Origin of the sequence: Caloramator australicus RC3 (genome assembly GCF_000297115.1) — a bacterium.
Taxonomy (GTDB): Bacteria; Bacillota; Clostridia; order Clostridiales; family Caloramatoraceae; genus Caloramator; species Caloramator australicus.
The window spans coordinates 48408-70476 of the sequence record NZ_CAKP01000113.1 but is presented as its reverse complement, the minus strand read 5'-3'; the positions used below and the strand labels follow the sequence as shown (position 1 = coordinate 70476).

General features: G+C 33.6%; 18 protein-coding genes. All 18 read left to right on the top strand.

Translation table 11 applies throughout. The annotated features are described in order from the left end of the window. The first annotated feature begins 5 nt into the window (after window positions 1-5). The 18 genes from CAAU_RS11095 to CAAU_RS11010 all read left to right on the top strand — a co-directional run bounded on the left by CAAU_RS11095 (window position 6) and on the right by CAAU_RS11010 (window position 22016). Entirely contained in the window at window positions 6-1121 is a 1116-nt protein-coding gene (locus tag CAAU_RS11095) for a glycosyltransferase family 4 protein (RefSeq protein ID WP_156792085.1), read from the top strand. Continuing rightward, a complete protein-coding gene (locus CAAU_RS11090; RefSeq protein WP_008909532.1) occupies window positions 1114-1818 on the top strand; it encodes a leucine-rich repeat domain-containing protein in 705 nt (234 codons plus the stop codon). Before CAAU_RS11095 ends, CAAU_RS11090 begins: the two co-directional genes overlap by 8 nt. Then, window positions 1818-3092, top strand: coding sequence for a hypothetical protein (locus CAAU_RS11085; RefSeq protein WP_008909531.1), 1275 nt, complete (start codon window positions 1818-1820; stop codon window positions 3090-3092). The genes CAAU_RS11090 and CAAU_RS11085 overlap by 1 nt, the downstream gene beginning before the upstream one ends. Window positions 3093-3104: 12 nt before the next feature. Continuing rightward, entirely contained in the window at window positions 3105-4316 is a 1212-nt protein-coding gene (locus tag CAAU_RS11080) for an O-antigen ligase family protein (protein ID WP_008909530.1), read from the top strand. After that, window positions 4316-5641 (top strand): nucleotide sugar dehydrogenase, encoded by a 1326-nt coding sequence (locus CAAU_RS11075; RefSeq protein WP_008909529.1) that lies wholly within the window; start codon window positions 4316-4318, stop codon window positions 5639-5641. The genes CAAU_RS11080 and CAAU_RS11075 overlap by 1 nt, the downstream gene beginning before the upstream one ends. A gap of 95 nt (window positions 5642-5736) precedes the next feature. Then, the gene (locus CAAU_RS11070; RefSeq protein WP_008909528.1) at window positions 5737-6840 is read left to right on the top strand and encodes a glycosyltransferase family 4 protein; all 1104 of its coding nucleotides are present in this window, start codon (window positions 5737-5739) and stop codon (window positions 6838-6840) included. 1 nt (window position 6841) lies between these two features. Then, a complete protein-coding gene (locus CAAU_RS11065; protein WP_008909527.1) occupies window positions 6842-7564 on the top strand; it encodes a WecB/TagA/CpsF family glycosyltransferase in 723 nt (240 codons plus the stop codon). A gap of 7 nt (window positions 7565-7571) precedes the next feature. Continuing rightward, a complete protein-coding gene (locus CAAU_RS11060; protein WP_008909526.1) occupies window positions 7572-8411 on the top strand; it encodes a polysaccharide deacetylase family protein in 840 nt (279 codons plus the stop codon). A gap of 140 nt (window positions 8412-8551) precedes the next feature. Further along, a complete protein-coding gene (locus CAAU_RS11055; RefSeq protein ID WP_040306551.1) occupies window positions 8552-9745 on the top strand; it encodes an argininosuccinate synthase in 1194 nt (397 codons plus the stop codon). Next, window positions 9742-11061: an argininosuccinate lyase gene (gene argH / locus CAAU_RS11050; protein WP_008909524.1), complete on the top strand. Its 1320-nt coding sequence runs from the start codon at window positions 9742-9744 to the stop codon at window positions 11059-11061. The genes CAAU_RS11055 and argH overlap by 4 nt, the downstream gene beginning before the upstream one ends. Window positions 11062-11158: 97 nt before the next feature. After that, window positions 11159-12307: an ABC transporter substrate-binding protein gene (locus tag CAAU_RS11045; protein ID WP_008909523.1), complete on the top strand. Its 1149-nt coding sequence runs from the start codon at window positions 11159-11161 to the stop codon at window positions 12305-12307. 44 nt (window positions 12308-12351) lie between these two features. Continuing rightward, window positions 12352-13230: a branched-chain amino acid ABC transporter permease gene (locus tag CAAU_RS11040; RefSeq protein ID WP_008909522.1), complete on the top strand. Its 879-nt coding sequence runs from the start codon at window positions 12352-12354 to the stop codon at window positions 13228-13230. Between the two features lie 15 nt (window positions 13231-13245). Next, the gene (locus CAAU_RS11035; RefSeq protein ID WP_008909521.1) at window positions 13246-14130 is read left to right on the top strand and encodes a branched-chain amino acid ABC transporter permease; all 885 of its coding nucleotides are present in this window, start codon (window positions 13246-13248) and stop codon (window positions 14128-14130) included. After that, window positions 14131-14928, top strand: a complete 798-nt coding sequence (locus CAAU_RS11030) for an ABC transporter ATP-binding protein (RefSeq protein ID WP_008909520.1) — start codon at window positions 14131-14133, stop codon at window positions 14926-14928. Then, a complete protein-coding gene (locus tag CAAU_RS11025) occupies window positions 14921-15634 on the top strand; it encodes an ABC transporter ATP-binding protein (RefSeq protein ID WP_008909519.1) in 714 nt (237 codons plus the stop codon). The genes CAAU_RS11030 and CAAU_RS11025 overlap by 8 nt, the downstream gene beginning before the upstream one ends. A gap of 602 nt (window positions 15635-16236) precedes the next feature. Beyond that, a complete protein-coding gene (locus CAAU_RS11020; RefSeq protein WP_008909518.1) occupies window positions 16237-17955 on the top strand; it encodes a hypothetical protein in 1719 nt (572 codons plus the stop codon). A 104-nt stretch (window positions 17956-18059) separates the two neighbouring features. After that, window positions 18060-19502: a hypothetical protein gene (locus CAAU_RS11015; RefSeq protein WP_008909517.1), complete on the top strand. Its 1443-nt coding sequence runs from the start codon at window positions 18060-18062 to the stop codon at window positions 19500-19502. A gap of 15 nt (window positions 19503-19517) precedes the next feature. Further along, window positions 19518-22016 (top strand): Athe_2463 domain-containing protein, encoded by a 2499-nt coding sequence (locus CAAU_RS11010; RefSeq protein ID WP_008909516.1) that lies wholly within the window; start codon window positions 19518-19520, stop codon window positions 22014-22016. Window positions 22017-22069: the final 53 nt, after the last annotated feature.

Genomic DNA, 22069 nt, shown 5'->3' with positions numbered 1-22069 from the left:
GCAGTATGAGGATTTGCATGTTAACGTCCAGCCATAATGTATTTGATAATAGGATTTATTATAAGGAGATTTTGTCCCTTAAAAAGGTTTACGATGAAATATATTTGGTTGCCCCTGGGGATAAGGATTTTGTTACTGAGGATGGAATTATTGTAAGATGTTTTAAAAAAAGAAGGGCTTGGTATGACAGAATAAGGCCTATGAGGGATATGTATAAGATAGCTGCAGAGATAAATGCTGATGTTTACCATGCCCATGAGCCGGATTCCTTTCAAGTGGCGGTTAAACTTAAGAGAAATTTAAATAAAAAGATAATATATGATTCCCACGAATATTATCCTGAAGCCTTTGCTGAACACTTTAAAGGCCTTTATGATGTTGCAAAGAAATTCATTTATATATATGAGAAAAATCTTGCTAAAAGGGCGGATTATATCGTAACTGTTAACGACATTTTAGTTGATAAGTTCAAAAAATGGAATAAAAACGTTGAGCTTATTACAAACTATCCTGTTTTAGAGGGGGAACCAAAAAAGACTTTTAGCGAAAAGCCTATATTCGTCTATGCTGGAGGGCTCTCTGAGGATAGGGGTATTTTAAAGACTTTGGAGGCAATAAAGATAATTAAAGGCGATGCAAAATTCGTTTTTATTGGAAACTTTAGAGACAAAGAAACTGAAGATAAGATAATGAATTTTGCAAAGGAAAATTTAAAGGATAAAGATATAGAGTGGACTGGAAGGATAGGCCATAAGGAGGTTTTAGAATATTTAAATAGGGCCTTTGCTGGGTTTGTCCTTTTGCAGCCAAAGAATTGGAGGTATGTAAATTCTGAACCTATTAAGCTATTTGAATACATGATGTCTAAAACTGCGGTTATTGCAAGCGACTTTCCTATGATGAGAAATATAGTCGAAGGAGAAAACTGCGGCCTTTTGGTGGATCCTACTGATCCTGAAAAGGTTGCAGAGGCTATAGATTACCTTATTGAAAACAAGGAATCGGCTTATAAAATGGGTGAGAATGGATTTAGGGCAGTTTTTGAAAGGTATAATTGGGATGTTAATGAGAAAAAGCTTTTAAATATTTATAAGAAGTTAGAAGGTGATAAAATTGTTTAAGGAAAGGATAGATAACCTTTTTAAGAGTAGGATATTTAATGCCTTACTAATAATTTATGCCTTAATTTTTATAGTCAACGCTTCAATTACTATCATGTATCCAGAAAGGTTCCGTGCAAAGGCAAATTATGAAAATAAGATTGCAAAAAATGATGTTGCTGCTGATGACGGGTTAAACCCCATTATTTTTAAGGACAAAAATCTTGAAAGGACGATAAGATCCTACATCGGTAAAGGTGAAGGAGAAGTTTATGTTAAGGATGTTGCTGGGATTACGGAGCTGGATTTGAGGTTTCAGGGAATAGAATCCGTTGAGGATTTTAAATATTTTACTAGCTTAAAGAAATTAAATATTTCAAACAATAAAATTACGAATTTTAGGGGTTTTGAAAATTTAAAGGCTCTTGAGGAAATGAAGGCTTTTAACAACAATGTTCAAGATGTATCTGCCCTTGCTAATGTTAAATCATTAAAGTATTTGGATCTTGCCAACAATCAGATAAAAGATGCAAAGCCTTTAACTAATCTTATAAATTTAGAGGTTTTAAATCTATCTGCAAACAGAATAGAAAAAATAGATGGTTTTGAGAATCTTAAGAATTTAAAGGAGCTGGATTTGTCCCAAAACAGGATAAAGGATTTTACTCCAATAAGGGGGCTTAATATTAAACTTTTGTTTGACTGGGGGAACATATGATGTTTGAAAGGTTGATGGAGAGGAAAAGATTTATAATAAGCCTTGGAATATATTTTGTTCTTTTGTGCTATAGCTATTATTTTTACTTTTATATTTTTCAGGATTATACATACCAAGTAGGGTATGCACTTAATCTTAACTTTTTTAAGCTTATAGAAGCTATAATCTTTACGATATTACTTGGTCTTGTGTATTTTTATTATGATATTAATAAAAGCATATATTTAACCTACAGCTTTATTTTATACAATTTATTATTTGTTCCCTTATCGGTATTTTATTGGATGTCTGATAATGCAAGGCCTTATTTTTACATGGTTGTTATTTCTTTTTTAATTCTTGAGGGGATATTCCTATTTTACAGGGGATTTGCAAAAAGGGAAAGAAGATATCGTTCTAATGACCTTTATGTTTATCTTTTGGCTTTAACTTTATTTTTGTTTTTCGCAATAAATATTTATGCTTATATTAAGTATGGACATTCTTTATATTATCTTTTAAATTTAGAGAAGGTTTATGATATTAGATTTAAGGCAAGGGCTGTGATTCCAACCTACTTAAAATATATTCTTCAATGGTCAGCGCTTGTTGTTATTCCAACAAGCATCGCATATTTTGCAAAGATAAGAAGGTATTACCTTATTGTTATTCCTTTAATAGTTCAGGCATTAATCTTTACCATAAACGGTTCTAAGTTTTATCTTTTTTCACTGATTATAAACCTTTTTGTATTTTTAATTTATTCAGAAAAACTTATGTATTACATGCTTCCGGCATTGAATCTTTTTATAACTTCAGTTTTGCTTTTAAAGAATAATTTCATAATGTCGGTTGGTATAAGACGAGCCTTTTTCGTTCCGCAATCCTTAAGTTTTGTTTATTATGACTTTTTTACAAAGCATCCAAAACTTTATTTATCCAGCAGCATTTTAAAAAGATTTATTAAAAATATCTACAAAATCGACAGCCCATTTATTATAGGAAGATATGTATATCATGAACCTCAAATGTCTGCAAATGTAAACTATATTGCAAATGCCTATTCCCATATAGGGTTTGTTGGGATAATAATATTTACAATCCTTTTAGCATTAGTTTTACTTGGCTTTGAATATTTTAGCGAAAACAATAGAAATAGAAAATATATAGTTTTGATTTCCTTTAGTTCCTTTTTAGCTCTTGTTAATTCGTCACTTTTAACTACTTTAAAAACCCATGGGCTATTGATCGCACTTTTTATGAGCATTCTATTTTTGAAAAGCTTTAGGGAATAGAAGGTGTTAAGTATGTTTAAGCGGCTTTTTAATATATCTATATATGTATTTGTTATTTTAGTTCCAATTTTACCTTTAAAGATTAAATTAGGATTTTTGCCCCTTTCTGCGGATTTTATAATAGCATCTATTTTGATTTTCTTTGGTCTTTGCTACCTTTTATTTGAAGGTGGATTAAAGGAACTTTATAATTTAAAGGACAAGGGGCTTAGAAAATTAAACTTATTTATTGGTTTATTTGTTTTTTTAAATATAATTTCCTTTTTTATAGCTCCAAATAAAGGTGCTGCAATTAGTGAAAGCTTAAGATTTTTTGAGTATGTTTTTCTATTTTATTTTATAGTTCTTTTAGCTGATAAAAGGACTATAAAAAGGGCATTTATGTTGTTTTTTGCCTCGATGGTTGTAGCAGCCCTTTATGGGGTTATCCAGTTCATATTTGGATTATCACCTTATACGGTAAACAGGAATATTAGGCTAAATTCTACCTTTGTAAATCCAAACTATTGGGGAGCGGCAGTAAATATTGTTATATTTTACCCGATAGTTGACATGATAAAGGAAAGGAAAATAAAGATTTATAATGTTTTATTCTTAGCTTTATTCATATTTAACCTTCTGTTTAGCTTAAATAGAAGTTCTTGGCTTGCGTTTTTATTAGGTTTATTTGTAATACTTTTGATTGAAAACAAAAAATTTATAGCAATATTGCCTGCATTTATACTTCCGTTAATTGCCCACCCATTTACAAGAAAAAGGTTTATAACCCTTTTATCTATAGAAAAAATTACAAAGGATGCAAGGTTTAAACTATGGAAAACGGCCTATTTAATGTTTAAGGAGCACTTTGTTTTAGGCGTTGGCCATGGCAATTATAGGTATTTTTATGATGATTATATAAAAAGGTTTCCCGAGCTCTTTGTAAGGAAGGACCTTTGGAGTCCCCACAATTCTTTTTTAAAGATGTTTGCTGAGATGGGGATTTTTGGCGGGCTTAATTTTATGTTCATATATATAATGCTTTTTTATTTGGTTATTGTGGTTTATAATAAAACAAGGGAGTATAAGGTTATTGCCCTGAGTCTTATAGGCTTTTGGGTATCGTATCTTTTCCAAAACAATTTCAACAATCTGATGTTTATACCACAGTTAAATGTTTTTGCATGGCTTTTAACGGCTCTTTTATATAAGGCCTATGTTTTAGAAGCTGAGGAGGAATTTTAATGGATAATATAAAGGAAAGCTTAAGAAATGTTGCAGTTTTTGGACAAGGGTTTGTGGGACTTCCCCTTTCATTAAGTTTTGCAATGAGGGGATGCAATGTTTATGGAGTTGATGTTGTAGAAAACCTTGTTAAGGATATAAATAAAGGAATTACCCATCATAAGGAGGCCTTTGAGGGAAGGACTATTCAGGAGATCTTAAAGGAGCAGCTTGAAGAGAAAAGATACAGGGCAACGACCGATGGGGTTTTGGCTTTAAAGGAGTGCAATAACATCGTTGTTACCGTTGGGATACCGATAATAAACGGGCAGCACGATTTAACAGACCTTGTGGAATGCACAAGGCTTATAGGTAAAAATTTAAAAAGGGAAGATTTAGTGGTTATACGAAGCACTGTAATTCCGGGGACGACAGAGGAGATTTTACTTCCTATCCTTGAAGAAGAATCAGGAATGAAGGCAGGGATAGATTTTTATCTTGCCTATTCATCGGAAAGGATTGCGGAGGGTAAAGCCTTTGAAGAATTTGCATATATGCCAACGGTTGTTGCAGGTGTTAACGAAGAAAGTGCCAAAAGGGCAAAGGAGCTTTTAGAGATAGTTTGCAAGACGGATGTTTTAATTGCAAGCTCTATTAAAGTTGTTGAAACTGCAAAGGTTTTTGAAAATGTTCAAAGGGATGTAAATATTGCCATGGTGCAGGAGTTTGCAAGGTTTACAGAGGCCCTTGGAATCAATATATTTGAGGTTATAAAGGTTGCCAATACCCATAAAAGGGTAAATCTTTTAGTTCCAGGCCCAGGTGTTGGAGGATACTGCATTCCTAATGCATATCACTATTTAGAACCGAAGGCTAAGGAGCTTGGAGTTAACTTAGATATTTTGAAACTTTCAAGGGAGAAGAATGCAAAGCTTCCTGAGATAATGGTAAATATCATGGAAAAGCTTTTAAGGGGTGCTGGAAAGACAATAGAGGGGGCCAAAATAGGAGTCTTAGGTATTGCTATGAAGGATTATTCTAACGATGATAGAATAAGCCCTCCAATTGAGATAATTAAAATATTAAGAAAAAAGGGAGCGAAGGTCCTAGCCTATGATCCTGCTGTTGTTACGGAGTATCCCTTTAAGGTAAATAGCCTTGAGGAAGCTATAAAGGATGCAGAGGGCATAATGGTCCTTGCAAAACAGAAGGAGTTTGAGGATATAAAGATTGACGATATCATAGGAAGCCTTCAAAAGGGAGCTGTAATTTTTGATACAAAGAATTTGTTTGAGGGATTTAAAGATGTATTAAGAGATGCGGGGATTATATATAAAACTATTTAAGGACGGCTTGGGCCGTCCTTAAAATTTATTTGCTTAGTTGTTTTATATATGGTATAAATAATTTGTAGAATACTCATCTGATGAGGAGAGGTTTTATGAAGGTTTTACATATTATAAGCGGTGGTGAAGTTGGGGGCTCTAAACGGCATCTTTTAAGCCTTGCCGCAAATGCTAAATCCTTTAAAAATATAATAATCTGTCTTATGGATGGTGCCCTTTATAGGGAAGGACTAGAAATGGGACTTGACATTCGCCTTATCGAACAAAGGGGCAGGTTTGACCTTAGTATCCTTGATGAGATTAAAAAGGTTGCAGTTAAGGAAGAGGTTGATTTAATAAATTGTCACGGTGGAAGGGCAAACTTTTTAGGGATGTTTCTAAAAAAGATTATTAAAAAGCCCTTTGTAACTACTATTCACAGTGACTACCTTATGGACTATGAGGGAAATCCCTTTAAGACTCTCATATTTTCAAGGATTAATGCCTATGCCCTAAAGAGCTTTGATTACTATATTGCAGTTTCCAAGGATTTTAAGAAGATGTTAGTAGAAAGAGGATATGAAGAAGAAAAAATATTTGTAGTATATAACGGAATTGACTTTGACGAGGTCTATAATTTTGACTATGATGAAATAATAGAAAAATACGACCTTCCAAGGAACAAAAAGTTTGTAACTATGGTTGCAAGGCTTCATCCAATTAAGGGCCATAAGTTTTTCTTTGATGCGGCAAAAAAGGTTTTAAAGGAATGTCCTGATGCTATGTTTTTAATAGTAGGAGATGGACCAATTAGAGATCAGCTTGAGCGATATGTTGAAGAATATGATATTGCTGATAGTGTGGTATTTTTAGGTTTTCAAAGACCTGATGAGTTTTTATACATATCTAGGTTTACCTGCTTAACATCAAGGAGTGAAAGTTTTCCACTTAGCATATTAGAGTCGGCAAAATATAAAAAAACGGTTGTGTCTACTATGGTAGGAGGAATTTCTGACCTTGTTGAGGATGGAAACAACGGTTATTTAGTGGAATATGGGGATGTTGAGGATCTAACAGAAAAAATGTTAAATCTTTTAAGGGATGATTTAAAATGCATAGAATTTGGTAAAAGGCTTCATGATAAAGCAAGACAATTTTATTCCATTGAAAGATTTGTCGAAGGATATAAAGAAATATATGAGAAGATAATGGAGGATTAATATGGTAAAGGAAAGGTATCTTGGTGTCGATGTTTGTCCTCTTAATATGGGACAAGTTCTTTTGGAAGTCGATAGAATAATAATGGAAAGAAAACCCTCCTTTATTGTTGCTATAAATCCTGAAAAGATAATGAAGGCGCAGGAGGATGAAAGCTTAAAAAATCTATTAAACAGCGCAACAATTCAAATTGCCGATGGCGTTGGAGTTGTTATTGCTTCGATTTTAAACGGAGGAAGGATAAGATCAAGGGTTACAGGAATCGACCTTATGATAAATATTTGCAAAAGAGCAGCTGAAAGAGGATATAGGGTTTACATATTAGGTGCAAAACCAGGAGTTGCCGATGAGGCTGTTAAGGTTTTAAAGGAAAGGTTTCACGGCCTTAATGTTGTTGGAGTTAGGGACGGATATTTTAAGGATGAAGAGGAAGTTATTGAGGATATTAAGAGAAAAAATCCTGATATTTTATTTGTTGCAATGGGAAGTCCAAAGCAGGAGTATTGGATAACTAAGCATATGGAAAGACTACAAGTTCCCCTACTTATGGGAATTGGAGGTAGCCTTGATGTTATTTCAGGCAATATTAAAAGGGCTCCAAAGATTATGAGAAAATTAGGTCTTGAATGGCTTTATAGACTCATAAAGGAGCCATGGAGATATAGAAGGATGTCTGTTTTGCCTGTGTTTTTATGTAAGGTTTTAAGGGAGAGGTTTAAAAGATGAAGAGGGTTTGGATTTTAGTTTTATTTTTTTCCTTTTTTCCTTTAATGTTAATGCAGAGGAAGGCAAAAAAATTTATTATAAAGATAAAATTGCCGTTTTAACCTATCATAATGTAAGTCCTAAGCCTTTGACAAATCTTACAATAACTCCTGAGAGGTTTGAGAAGGATATTTTAACTTTAAAAAGGAGGGGCTTTAATTTTGTATCTTTACAGGATACCATTGCCTGCCTTGAGGGAAGAAAAAGGCCGCCTGTAAATGCAATTTTAATAACTTTTGATGATGGATTAAAGGGATTTTATAGATATGCCTTTCCAATTTTAAAAAAGTATAACATTCCTTCTGTAAATTTCATTGTAACCTCAAGGATAACAACTAAGGGTAAAAAGGATAGTTTTTCCATGAATGAAGAGGAGATTAGAGAGGTTTATTTAAGTGGTCTTATAGAAATAGATTCCCATACCCATGAGAGCCACGACTATATTTATATAAATGAATCCCTAAAGCAGGGAGGGAAGCTTGCCCATAGAGGATATGATCCTAATGCTAAAAGGTTTGAAAGGGAAAGGGATTATGAGGAAAGGATTTACTATGATCTTGTAAAATCAAGGGAGGTTATTAAAAACCTTTTAGGCAAGGACTCAAAGGTTTTATGCTTTCCCTTTGGACAGTATAACGAAAAGGTTTTAGAAATTGCAAAAGGGGTAGGCTTTGAATACTTCGTTACCACCGAAAGGGGTTTTAACAAATTCAACTCAAAGAGCAAAAAAATATACCGCTATCCAGCAGGATATGGGAATATAAGGATAGAGGATGTTATTGGAGAAATAATTGAAAAGAAAAAGTAGTTTAATGTATTAGCACCCTGTAAGATTCCGATAAATTTATTTGGCATCTTATGGGGTGAATTTTTAAAAAAACTATTGCATAAATATAAAAATAATTGTATAATTATTAAAAAACAAAGAGGAGGAGTTTACATGGGAAGATAATACTTGCTTATTCAGGAGGGCTCGACACTTCGATAATTATTCCTTGGCTAAAGGAGAACTACGATACAGAGATCGTAGCTGTGTGTATTGACGTTGGACAGGGAGATAACATGGAAAAGATCAAGGAAAAGGCATTAAAATCCGGAGCATCAAAGGTTTATATTGAAGATGTTAAGGAGGAATTCGTAAAGGAGTATCTTTTTAAAGCTATTAAATCAAGAGCTCTTTATGAGGGAAAATACCTTCTTGGAACAGCCTTTGCAAGACCTTTAATGGCCAAAAAGCTTGTTGAAATTGCCCATAAGGAAGGAGCAGAGTATATCTGCCACGGCTGCACAGGAAAGGGCAACGATCAGGTAAGATTTGAGCTTGGCATTGCTGCCCTTGATCCAACTATAAAAATAATAGCCCCATGGAGGATTTGGGATATCAAATCAAGGGAGGATGCTATAGACTACGCTAATTTGAAGGGAATAGAAGTTCCTGTTACTAAGGAAAAGATTTATTCCGTTGATAAAAATTTATGGCATGTAAGTCACGAAGGTGGGGATTTAGAGGACCCTAAGAATGAACATAAAATTGAAATGTATGCTATCGTAACTCCACCTGAGAAGGCAAAGGATGAAGCAAGTTACGTTGATATTGAATTTGAAAAGGGCGTTCCTAAAAAGGTTAATGGGAAAGAATTAAACCCTGTTGAATTAATTGAGGTTTTAAATAAAATAGGCGGAGAAAATGGAATTGGAGTTATAGATATCATTGAAAATAGATTGGTGGGTATGAAATCCAGGGGAGTTTATGAAACTCCTGCAGGAAGTATACTTTACGAGGCCCACAGATATCTTGAATATTTAACATTAGATAAGGAGACCCTTCATTTCAAAGAAATAATTTCGCATAAATATACAAAAATTGTCTATAATGGTTTATGGTTTACAACTTTAAGGGAGGCTATCGATGAATTTATTGAAAAAACTCAGGAAAATGTAACTGGAAAAGTAAAACTTAAACTTTATAAGGGCAACATTATTCCTGCCGGGGTGGAGAGTAAATTTGCCCTTTACGATAAGGATATTTCATCCTTTGGATATAGTGAAGTTTATAGTCATAAGGATGCAGAAGGCTTTATTAATTTGTATGGGCTTCCAATAAAGATTAAGGCAATGATGAAGATGGGGATGATAAAATGAAAAAGTTATGGGGAGGACGATTTGAAAAGGTGGAAAATCCCTTAATGAAAAAGTTTAATTCCTCATTTGAGATCGATAAAAGATTGATCTTCGATGATATAGAAGGAAGCATAGCCCATACAAAGATGCTGACAAAGGTAGGAATATTAAGGGAAGAAGAAGGAAGTAAGATAATAAATGGCCTTGAAGAGATTTTAGAGGATATTAAATCAGGAAAGCTTGAACTTATAGGTGATTTTGAAGATGTCCACAGTTTTGTGGAGTTTCACTTAATCCAAAGGATAGGGATTTTAGGTAAAAAGCTTCACACGGCAAGGTCAAGAAACGATCAGGTTGTTACCGATTTAAAATTATTTTTAAAAAGGGAATGCAGCATTATAATAGAAAAAATAAAGTTTCTTCAACAAACTATTAAGAAAAAGGCTGATGAAAATCCATATATTATGGCAGGCTTTACCCATCTTCAGCCTGCCCAAGTTATAACTTTTAGGCACTATCTAATGGCTTACTTTAACATGCTTGAAAGGGACAAAAGAAGAATCCAAAATGCAATAGATATTATGGATGAATGTCCGCTAGGCTCCTGTGCCCTTGCTGGAACAACCTATGATATAGATAGGGAATTTACAGCTAAAGTTTTAGGATTTAAAAAACCAGTTGAAAACTTTTTAGATGGGGTTTCGGACAGGGATTTTGTCCTTGAAATTTTGTCGGATCTTTCCATTATAATGATGCACCTTAGCAGAATTTCTGAGGATTTTATAATATACTCTTCATGCCAGTTTAAATTTATAACTTTAGATGATGAATTTTCAACTGGAAGCAGCATAATGCCCCAAAAGAAAAATCCTGATTCTTTAGAGCTTATAAGGGGAAAAACAGGAAGGGTCTATGGCAACTTGATGGCTTTATTAACTACTTTAAAGGGGCTTCCGCTTGCCTATAATAAGGATATGCAGGAGGATAAGGAAGCTATATTTGATTCTTTAGACACGGTTAAAAATTGCCTCGATATTTTAGAGGGAGTTATTAGAACCTTGAAGGTAAATGAAGAGAAAATTTTAAAGGCAATAGAGGATGGATACTTAAATGCAACAGAGGTGGCGGATTATCTTGTGAATAAAGGGGTTCCCTTTAGAGATGCCCATAGGATCGTTGGGAAAATAGTTCTGTTTTGTGAGGAAAAAGGAAAAAACATAAATGAGCTTAGTTTAGAAGAATTTAAAGGCTTTTCAAGTTTGTTTGAAGAGGATATTTACGATTTTATTGATTATTACAAAATCTTAAATAGGGGAATAAAGAAAATAATGCTCTAGATATAAAGTAAAAATATTTTAATAATTCTAAATATTGAAAATGTTTTGAATAAATTATATACTTTAATTGGACAAATTGCACAAAGGAGGATGTCAAATGAAAAAATTTTTATCTCTACTTGTAGTTTTTGCTTTGGTTATTTCCTTATTTAGCGGCTGTGCTAAAAAGGAGGCAGGGGACGTTATTAAGGTAGGTTGGATTGGACCTTTAAGTGGCGACCAGGCTGTATGGGGACAGTGTGAATCAAATGCAGTAAAGATGTTTTTCGAGGAGTTAAACAACAATGGAGGCTTATTAGGCAAGAAAGTAGAAGTTGTGGCTTATGATACAAGAGGTGATGGAACGGAGGCAGTTAACGCTGTAAGAAGATTGACATCCCAAGACAAGGTTATCGCAATAATAGGACCTAATTCAAGTGGACAGGCAATACCAATTTCTTCCATCTTAGAAGAAATGAAGGTTCCTGATATTGCAACAGTTGCAACAAATCCAAAGGTTACTGTTGTGGATGGAAAGGTAAAGCCATTTAATTTTAGAATTTGCTTTATAGACCCATATCAAGGTGCTGTTGCAGCAGGTTATGCGATAGATGTTTTAGGATTTAAAAAGGCAGCTATTCTTTATGATATTGGCGATGATTATTCCCAAGGGTTAACTCAATACTTCGAAGAAACATTTACTAAAAAGGGTGGACAAGTTGTTGCAAAGGAAGGATTCAAAACTGGGGATGTTGATTTTAGACCTCAGCTTACAAAGATAAAGGCAGCAAATCCAGATATTATATTTATGCCATATTATTATAAGGAAGTTGCCCTTTCAGCAAAGCAGGCAAGGGAACTTGGAATCACTGCGACTTTGATGGGTGGTGATGGATGGCCATCAGAACAGCTAATGACAATGGCCGGTGATGCTGTTGAAGGCTCATATATTATCAATCATTTGGATTTTGACGATCCTGAGGTTCAACCATTTAGAAATAAATATAAACAAAAGTTTGGCAAGGATTCAGAAATAAATGGGTATCTTGCAACCGATGCCTGCACGCTTTTAGTTGAAGCAATAAAGAAGGCAAATAGCTTTGAAGGAGAAAAGATTAAAGAAGCTCTAGAAGGTATTGAAATTAAAGGAATAACAGGAAATATCAAAATAGGAAAGGATACTCATAATCCTGAAAACAAGGAAGCTGCAATAATTAAAATAGAAAATGGAAAATATAAGTTTGTTGAAAAATATGCAGTTAAATAAGGTGGGATTTTCCCACCTTAATTGAATGTAAAGGGGGAAAAAAGATGTCTGGATTTATTCAGCAGATTATAAATGGCCTTTCAATTGGAAGCGTTTATGCCCTAATGGCTGTGGGCTATTCGCTGGTTTATAGTATAATGAATTTTTCTAACTTTGCCCATGGTGGAATTATTATGTTTGGCGCTTATTTTGGATTTTTCTTTATGACCCTTTATAAATTTCCATTTTCCGTCGCCTTTATTGCTTCAGGAATATGTGCTGCCCTAATGGCGATACTGGTTGAAAGGGTTGCATATAAACCCCTTAGGGATAGAAGGGCTCCATTTTTGTATTTTATAATTTCTGCAATGGGAGTTTCGATTTTCCTTGAAAATATAATAATTGCAACTATAGGGCCAACCTTTAGAACCTATCCTGAGGTTTTCTCAGCTCAGCCTATTAAAATTGGGAATTTGGCTATCGGAAGAATAGATTTGACGATGTTTATAATTTCAGCTGTTTTCTTAGTTTTATTGATCTACTTGATTGACCATACAAAAATAGGAAAGGCTATTCAGGCAACATCCTTTAACATGAAGGCTAGTGCCTTAATGGGGATAAATACGGATTTTATAATCCTTCTTGTTTTTGGGCTTGGAGGTTTTTTAGCAGGACTTGCAGGTGTTTTATTTGGAATGAAATATACAGTATATCCTCAGATTGGGAATATCACTTTAAAATCCTTTATTGCTGCTGTATTTGGAGGGCTTGGAAGTTTGCAGGGGGCAGTTATAGGCTCTGTTCTTTTAGGAATCATAGAAACAATAACGTCGGGTTATATATCCTCACAATATAGGGATTTAATAGCCTTTGTGCTTCTTATATTTATATTAGTTGTAAGACCCATGGGACTTATGGGCAAAGTTACAGAAGACAAGGCGTAAGAAGGAGGGATTTATATGCTGAGTTGGTATTATTTAAAGGGCATTATAATGCTTGCAGGAATTTATCTTCTGCCTGTATTAGGGCTATCCCTTTTAACAGGATTTACTGGACTTTTTTCCTTTGGACATGCAGGGTTTATGGCAATTGGTGGATATACAACTGCCTTTATGATGATGAAGCTTGAAGTTCCCTTTATTCCTGCCATTTTAATGGGAGGACTATTTGCTGCATTTTTTAGTTTTATCATAGGAAAGCTTACATTAAAGTTAAAGGGAGATTACTTCTGCATTGCAACTTTAGGTTTTGGAGAGGCAATAAGGCTTCTATTAGATAACATTCAATATTTTGGAGGAGCAAGGGGATGGCCTGGACTTCCACTTAAAACAACTTTGATAACTGTAATTATAATAGATATTATAGCAGTCATTCTTCTTAGAAATATTATAAGGTCAAGGCATGGAAGAAACATGATTGCGGTAAGGGAGGAGGAACTCGCATCCAGTATTATTGGAATTGATACCTTTAAATATAAGATGATTTCCCTTGTTATAAGTGCCTTCTACGCAGGAGTAGGCGGAGGACTTTTAGGAACTTATCTTGGATTTTTACAGCCTAAGATTTTCAGCCTCACAAGATCAACGGAACTTACGATTATAGTTATATTTGGTGGACTTGGAAGTTTAACCGGAAGTGTTGTTGGAACTATTCTTTTAATTGCCCTTCCTGAAATTTTAAGAAGTTTTGCAAATTGGAGATTGGTGGTTTACGGAGTTATAGTTGTATTTATTATGATTGCAAGGCCAGAAGGACTTATGGGGGGTAAGGAACTTAGTTTTGATGTTTTAAGGAATTTGTTTAGAAAAAGAGTTAAAGAAGCTAAGGCAGAGGGGGGCAAGTAAATGAATATATTGCAGGTTAATGGATTAACTAAGCAATTTGGGGGACTTACTGCAGTTAATGATGTTACCTTTGATGTTGAAAGGGGAAGTATTACTGGACTTATAGGGCCTAACGGAGCAGGAAAGACAACTATATTTAATTTGGTTACTGGGGTTTATAAGGTGACGGGAGGAAAAATAGTTTTTGATGGGAAAGAAATTCAAAATGAAGAAGCCTTTAAAATAGCCAATATGGGTATTACAAGGACATTCCAGAATATAAGGCTCTTTAAAAGGCTAACGGTATATGAAAATGTCCTTACTGCTTGTCAGTATAATGCCAATTATAGCCTATTTGAAGCGATGGTTTTTGGTTTAGTTCCTAAAAAGATTAAAAGGAATTCAAGGTTTTATAGGGAGGAAAAGCTTCTAAAGGAACAGGCAGAGGAGCTCATGGAGATTTTAGGGCTTCAGGATAGAAGAAATTTTATTGCCAACAATTTACCTTACGGATTTCAAAGAAGACTTGAGATTGCAAGGGCCCTTGCCCTAAGACCAAAGCTTCTACTACTTGACGAGCCTGCTGCGGGGATGAATCCTGAGGAGACGGAAAAGCTAACGGAACTTATAGCATTTATAAGGGATAAATTTGATCTTAGCGTTCTTTTGATTGAGCATCATATGGATCTTGTTATGGAGATATGCGATAAAATTGTGGTTTTAAACTTTGGATGCAAGCTTGCCGAGGGAACCCCTAAAGAAATTCAACAAAATCCAGAGGTTCAAAAGGCTTACCTAGGGGGTGGTAATAATGCTTAAGGTGAAAAATTTGCATGTATATTATGGAGGTATACATGCCCTTAAGGGAATCAATGTTGAGGTGAATCAAGGGGAGATAGTAACCATAATCGGTTCAAATGGTGCTGGAAAGTCAACGCTTTTAAATACTATAACCGGTATTGTAAAACCAAAGGAGGGAGAGATTTTTTATAAGGGTGAAAAATTGTCCCTTATTCCTCATAAGATTGTAGCTAAAGGAATTTGTCAGGTTCCTGAAGGAAGGCTTGTGTTTGCAAATCTAACTGTAAAGGATAATCTGCTTTTGGGGGCTTATCTTAGAAAGGATAAGGCAGAGATAAATAAGGATCTTCAAAATGTTTATGAGATTTTTCCAAGGCTCAAGGAAAGGGAAAAGCAGATGGCAGGAACGTTATCAGGAGGAGAGCAGCAGATGCTGGCAATAGGAAGGGCCCTTATGGGAAGGCCTGAAATTATGCTTCTTGATGAGCCTTCATTAGGCCTTGCACCGCTGCTTGTGGATACAATTTTCAAGATAATTTTGGATATAAAGAAGATGGGAAAAACAATTCTTCTTGTTGAACAAAACGCCTTTAAAGCCCTTGAAATTGCCGACAGAGCCTATGTCCTTGAACAGGGGAGAATAACCCTTGAGGGAGGTGCAAAGGATATTGCATCAGATCCAAAAGTTCAGGAGGCTTACCTTGGAAAGAGGGTGGTAGGATAACTAATAGTTATATGCTATTTTTAAGGTATTGTGATATAATATTAATATAAGCATATTTATGATCGTTATTTTGGTAGTGGTATCAGCGAGACAGCATTGTTTGTAATAAATAATGATGATAGCATAAATGCTATGTTTGACAATCAGTTTTACTGGATAAGAATAGACGAATCAATTTATAATAGATATAATATTTTCCAGCTAGTCCCAAATTCTGATAATTTAAAAGTAAAAAAATATTTAAGGTAGGTTATACAATTCAAGCTATTACTATAAACAACAATCTTATTCAATGGGGAAAATATACAGATACATATAGACCTGATAATATTAATCCATTATATGGTGATAGTATATTTAAAAATTATATAAATTTATCTGATGTTTATGCTGTTAATCTAAGTTTAGTTAAAAATACTGCATTAACACAAAACAGCGATAAATATTTTATATATATTTCAGATGGAGAAGGTAATGATTTTTCAAAACCATTTGGAGATTATTATTCCATAGGAAACCTAGATAATACCTTAAAAGATTACTTAGTAAACAATAATTTTACAATAATAGCAGTAACACCTCAAGCAAATTGGGATTATAAGATGACAGAAACAAACCAACAAATTAGTTTAAGAGATTTAGTCAATTCGTCACCAAAAGGTGGACAATTATTTGATGTTGGGCAATTAAATGAAGCATTTCAATACATTGAATCAACATTAGTAACGGAAAAAGATGAACCACAACCTGGGACCATCATTGCAAACGAAGATACTGTAATTTATGATTTATGGTATGACGATTACGAAAAAGACATCAAAAATGCTGACAGATTTAGATATATACATGACGAAACTTTCTATAACAATAGCCAAGGGAAAATTTCATTCGATAATCAATGGCTATCTTCTCCAGTAACTATATTTGATAAAGTTGGTAAATATCTAATAAGTTATCAGGCTCAAGATAATCCAGAATCGACACCAGGCTTTGAGGGCTATAGAAAATGGAGCATAGACGAAAATCAAGCAATAGTTTATGTTCATAGAAGACCTATCGCAAATTTCACAGCAAAAATAAGTGGCAATTCAATTATATATACAGAAAACAGCTATGATTTAGATCATATTGCGGATGCTGATAAAGGTATTGTTAATAAACTATGGAAATGGAGAAAGCAAGGCGAAATTATATGGAGAACCGGACAACCAACCATAATAAACGATGGTGAAACAATAATTGTTAGGCTTGCTGTTCAAGACAGGGAAGGGGTTTGGAGTAATCCAAAGATAGTTGTTTTAACAAAGAATTCATCAATAACAAACAATCCACCAGTTGCAGATTTTATATTAGAATATTCAAATATGGTAAAAGGCGGCTCAAATAATATTTATGATTATTCTTACGACATAGATGGAGATTTAATAACACAAAGAGAATGGACAATCTATGATAGTAACAACAATATAATTTATCAAAGTTCAGTAATGCCAAACTTATCAACCTTAAATAAAGGTAACTATAAAATACAGCTTAGAGTTAAAGATGCAAGTTTATGGAGTGAACCTTGTGTAAGAAACTTAACAGTAGTTATAAATAATAAACCGATAGCAAACTTTTCGTTGGGAGCAATTCAATATACAAATAGTTCTATAAATGTAACAGATACATCATATGATCCAGATGGGGACCCAATAATAGAAAGAGAATGGAGGATAACTTATTTAGGTGATGGAACAAGTAAAACTTTTAAAGATAAATTACCAAAGACATTAGAAGAAGCAGGATTTACAAAAGACGGGCAATATAAATTTGAATTAAGAGTAATGGATGACCCAACAAGAAGAAACTCAATATTGCAAAGATTATGGTCAGATTGGAAAGCAACAACGATAACAGTTGATGTTGACTTAAAATTAACTGCATGGACAGAAAAGATTATTTCTAAAGATACAACAATGAAAACATCAGATTATAAAGCAGGGCAAGCTGTAATAGTAAAAGCAAAGACTGAAGGATATGCATACAAAGTTGACGCATACTTAATATTGAATACAACAAGGCCAGTAACCAATTTAGTTCCAGATGATGTTTTACAAAATCCATTACAATATCAGATGACATGGCATACAAAATATATGCAAGGTGAAGGATATGATGCAAATATGATAATTCCATTGAATACACCATTATCAAGCACATATAAAGTAAGAGTAAGGGCATACAGAAAAAAAGCAGATGGAACAGATAAAATAGTAACGGTTGATTTGCCTATAAATGTTAATGGAGTTATGGAGTTTAAATCCGAGATAATCAAGTAATCTTGATTATCTCTGTTATTTTGTTTAATAAAATTTGACAAATTCAAAAAAATAGTTAATAATAAATTTAAAAATATAAAATCTAAAAAAGGAGAGGATATAAAATGAAAAAAATATTATCTTTAATGTTAATGTTTTTAATGATACTAGGTATAACACCAAAAATACAAGCAAAACAGAACATTTTAATAACAGCCAATACAAGTTATACGATAGGGCAAACAACAAAGATATATGTTCAAACACCAAGTAATAAAGGATTGCTGCAATATAGAGCAATACTAAAGGGAAATGGAATAAGCAAAGAATTGTTAGGAAATAAAATAACAGGATATTATACTGTGCCAGTTTATGGGACAACAAAGTATCCAATAACGTTGAATACAAAAGGATTAAAAGCAGGAAAATATACAATAACCATTTACGTTAAACAAAAAGGTAAGGTAATTAGCACAACTACAAAAACAATAGAGCTAAAACAGCAAGAAAAAATTATTACAGGGAAGGAATTTATAGAAGGTATATACACAACGCTAAATATAAAGCTTGATGGCAAAAGCATAATAGATAAAGCAAAGGATGATTATATAATTCCTGCAGGACTAGACATAACAAAACCGATAAAGAGAGAGGACGCGGCACAAATATTGTTCAATGTGATTAATACATATCAAGAAGTAAAGGATAAGATAGTGCCAGTGAGCATGGAAGTTAAAAGTGGTCGAGAAGTAGAGCTATGGAGATATAAACAAGAATGGTGGGATCGAGAGAATGATTTCGAAAGAATAATATCCACTGTCCCATACGATGTAGATATGCAGAATTTTCAGATGATAACTTATACATACAAAAATGGCCACAAAGTAGTAAAATACAGCTGGAATGCTATTAGAAATGGGAGAAAGGTAATGGAAGCATGGAATATTGATAAGACAAAGCCATTAGCCTGTCCGTCATTAAACGATGAATTTTATAATTTACTAATCATGCAAGGCAGAATGATGCCAGAGGATCAAGTAAGGTTTAGATTACTATACAAGGACTATAATCAAATATCAACAAACAGAAGGGAAGCGGTAGAGAAAATAGCAGATTTAGGATTAATGAATGGATACTTTATACCAACAAAAGGAGATAAGCCAATCTATGGAATATATGATTGGAAGACAAATAAAAAGCTAATCGAATTTAATCCAAAATATGATCCAAGTAAGAATCTTGTATATTTTTATCCCCAAAATGTTTTAAAAGAAACAGAATTTACCGATATTAAAAACAGATTAAAGAACGAAAGCCTAAGACTATGTGATGACGAATTAAGATTTAATTTTATAACCGATTATGAGTTGAGATTTCATCATAAGAATCCAATTTTAAGAATATATGATGTAAGAACAGTTTATTATTTTAAAAATATAATTAATACAACAAAAAATGACAAGGAGCTTATTATATATAACATATTAACTATTGACGGGTATTTAGGTAATTCGTTTGAATCAAAACAATTACAAAAAACATATTTTATCCCATACCCATTACCATAAGAAAGGTGAGTGCAGATGAAAAAAAGAATTATTTATTCATCATTAGTGATAGCAATGTTTTTGCTATCACTAATTTATCCGATGAACATAAAAGTTAAAGCAGCAGTAGATAAGACATATTATCAAGGATATGTAAATGGTGGTGGAGGATATAAAACATATACAGAGATATCTGCAAATTGGTTTTTCTCAATGAAGCAACAATACAAAGCCATTTCATGGGGGAGGCCCTTTAACTGCGAAATATATGAAGATAAAGGATTAATAGTATATGGGGAGCCACATGGAGAATGGAAGGATGTAGCAGGAGGATATTGCAGGAATGGTAGTAGAGTAGGAGAATACAGGTATTTGGGCTATACAGTAGACGGAAGTGAATTATCAAATTCAGCTTTTCCTACAGATGATGAAAGTTCAAACACAAATTTAGCAACAAGGAATTGGATAAGATACCCTTGGAACGACCCAGAAATAAGAAGTCAATTTGGTGTTAGCAGTAATTATGCGACTATATATAATTCTTTAAAAACAAAAATAGGTGATGTTTTAAATTCTATACCTGATTTTAGAGAATCAAACTATGGTAAAACAGTATCAGACACAGGTAAAGCAGGAGGAATAGGAGTATTAGATTGGGGAATATTCCAAAGTGGACTTGGAGATAGTAGAGGGAGCTTTAGAATGTTTCATAAAACAAGCAGTGGTAAATACTATTACATGACATTTGAAGGAATAATCCAAAAGAAGAACTATCCTCCATTAAAAGTAACAGTAACTCCAGAAAAGACAAGCTATGTTATGAAGAAAGATGAGGACCAAGTGAAAATAAAAATAACTGTGACGGGAACGTTACAAGATAACTATTCAATACTAGATGCAGTAGACCAAATAGTAAATTACACAAGAAATGATGTTCAAAGCTACGCACTATCATTAGCAGGGAAAAATATAGACGGAAGAGAATACGCCCCCACAAATAAAATAAACAATAGCAACAATATTGAATTTACACGGACATTCACGCTTACGTTATACAGAAAAGATTTGCAAGATGGTAATAACACTTTAACCTATACCGGAAAAGCAATTGTAAGATTTCCAAACAGCAATATCAATGCAACAGCACCTACAACAATAAATGTGAACATAAATGTAGAGGGGAAAGAACCAGGAGAACCATCAATAACAGCACAAGCCGACCCAACAAACGCGAAAACAGGGGGAACTGTTACTGTAAAAGTAAAAGTTAATGGCGAAGTTAACGGATATAGTGGAAGTCCAAAAATAACCAAACTAACATTAAGAGCAAAACGACAGGAAGACACTACATGGCAGACATATGACAAAACAGGAGAAAATACAAGTGTTTCAAATACATTTACGTTTAATATAAACACGAACGACAATGAATTTACGCAATATTTTAATTGTGAATTCATTGTTACATATGCCGATAATACAACAAAGAAAAAAAGTGTAGATGTATCAACGGTATTTATAAAGGACAATCCACCTCCTCCTCAGGAAACAAATACACCACCAAAAGCATATATATCGGCTCCATCGTATGTAGTTATGGGGGATGACGTATATATTAGCGGTGGTGGAACAGATGCAGAAGATGGCTTAAATGTATCTACATCATGGGGAGTTTTCCCATCAACATATAACGGAACTTTATCAGATAATGGTGGATATGTATATTTTTCTAGTACAGGCTTATATAGCGTAGGAATAACAGTAGCTGATAGTAAAGGACTTACTGATTCAGCATATACAAACATTACAGTAGTGCCACCATATCCAAATATATATTTTAAAACAACAGGAACACTTAAGGAAAATAGGAAAGTAACGATAGATGCTTCATCAAGTAATGGAGGTTCATCAAGGTATCCGATAAACTGGACGAGTGCAGTATGGCAAATTACACCTTTATCAGACGGATTAACGCAAAATGATATAAAAGTTGTTCAAAGTTTAAATGGAAGTCAAAAGCTTGATATGTTATTTAAAAAAGCAGGGAGATACTATGTAAAATTAACCGTAACAAATACAGCAGGTTATAGCTCAAGCAAAGATATGGTATTAGATATCAAACCTGATGATAAGCCATTGGCCGACTTTAACATAATAAAAACAGTTATAAGGGATCCTGCAACAGGGACAGCAACGATAAGTATTCAAGATTCATCATATAGTCCAGATGGAGATATTATAGCTAAGAGAGTATGGTTTTATGCATATGATAGCGATAATGACGGTGATTTTGATGAGGAAACATGGTATGTCTTAAACAATGGAGCATGGCAAGCAATAGGGAAATATAATGATATAAAAAACCTAAATATAGATACAATTAACGATGGAAATTTACCTGCAATAGAAATTAAATCAAACAAAGTAGGTAAGTATATGGTAGAGCTTATAACAAGAGAAGAATTTGGGCAAGAAACTTTGCCACAGTTTATAACAATTGAAGATAAAAAAACAGATAATACTTTTGACCATTAACATAAATACAAGGGGATTGTTCAATCCCCTTATATTTATGAAAACAAAAGAAA

Excerpts from the sequence above, each read along its gene's own strand:
- CAAU_RS11085 (WP_008909531.1), top strand. The coding sequence starts at position 1,818 with ATGTTTGAAAGGTTGATGGAGAGGAAAAGATTTATAATAAGCCTTGGA.
- CAAU_RS11095 (WP_156792085.1), top strand. The coding sequence starts at position 6 with ATGAGGATTTGCATGTTAACGTCCAGCCATAATGTATTTGATAATAGG.
- CAAU_RS11010 (WP_008909516.1), top strand. The coding sequence starts at position 19,518 with ATGAAAAAAAGAATTATTTATTCATCATTAGTGATAGCAATGTTTTTG.
- CAAU_RS11030 (WP_008909520.1), top strand. The coding sequence starts at position 14,131 with ATGAATATATTGCAGGTTAATGGATTAACTAAGCAATTTGGGGGACTT.
- CAAU_RS11080 (WP_008909530.1), top strand. The coding sequence starts at position 3,105 with ATGTTTAAGCGGCTTTTTAATATATCTATATATGTATTTGTTATTTTA.
- argH (WP_008909524.1), top strand. The coding sequence starts at position 9,742 with ATGAAAAAGTTATGGGGAGGACGATTTGAAAAGGTGGAAAATCCCTTA.
- CAAU_RS11020 (WP_008909518.1), top strand. The coding sequence starts at position 16,237 with ATGACAGAAACAAACCAACAAATTAGTTTAAGAGATTTAGTCAATTCG.
- CAAU_RS11040 (WP_008909522.1), top strand. The coding sequence starts at position 12,352 with ATGTCTGGATTTATTCAGCAGATTATAAATGGCCTTTCAATTGGAAGC.
- CAAU_RS11025 (WP_008909519.1), top strand. The coding sequence starts at position 14,921 with ATGCTTAAGGTGAAAAATTTGCATGTATATTATGGAGGTATACATGCC.
- CAAU_RS11015 (WP_008909517.1), top strand. The coding sequence starts at position 18,060 with ATGAAAAAAATATTATCTTTAATGTTAATGTTTTTAATGATACTAGGT.
- CAAU_RS11035 (WP_008909521.1), top strand. The coding sequence starts at position 13,246 with ATGCTGAGTTGGTATTATTTAAAGGGCATTATAATGCTTGCAGGAATT.
- CAAU_RS11045 (WP_008909523.1), top strand. The coding sequence starts at position 11,159 with ATGAAAAAATTTTTATCTCTACTTGTAGTTTTTGCTTTGGTTATTTCC.
- CAAU_RS11065 (WP_008909527.1), top strand. The coding sequence starts at position 6,842 with ATGGTAAAGGAAAGGTATCTTGGTGTCGATGTTTGTCCTCTTAATATG.
- CAAU_RS11070 (WP_008909528.1), top strand. The coding sequence starts at position 5,737 with ATGAAGGTTTTACATATTATAAGCGGTGGTGAAGTTGGGGGCTCTAAA.
- CAAU_RS11075 (WP_008909529.1), top strand. The coding sequence starts at position 4,316 with ATGGATAATATAAAGGAAAGCTTAAGAAATGTTGCAGTTTTTGGACAA.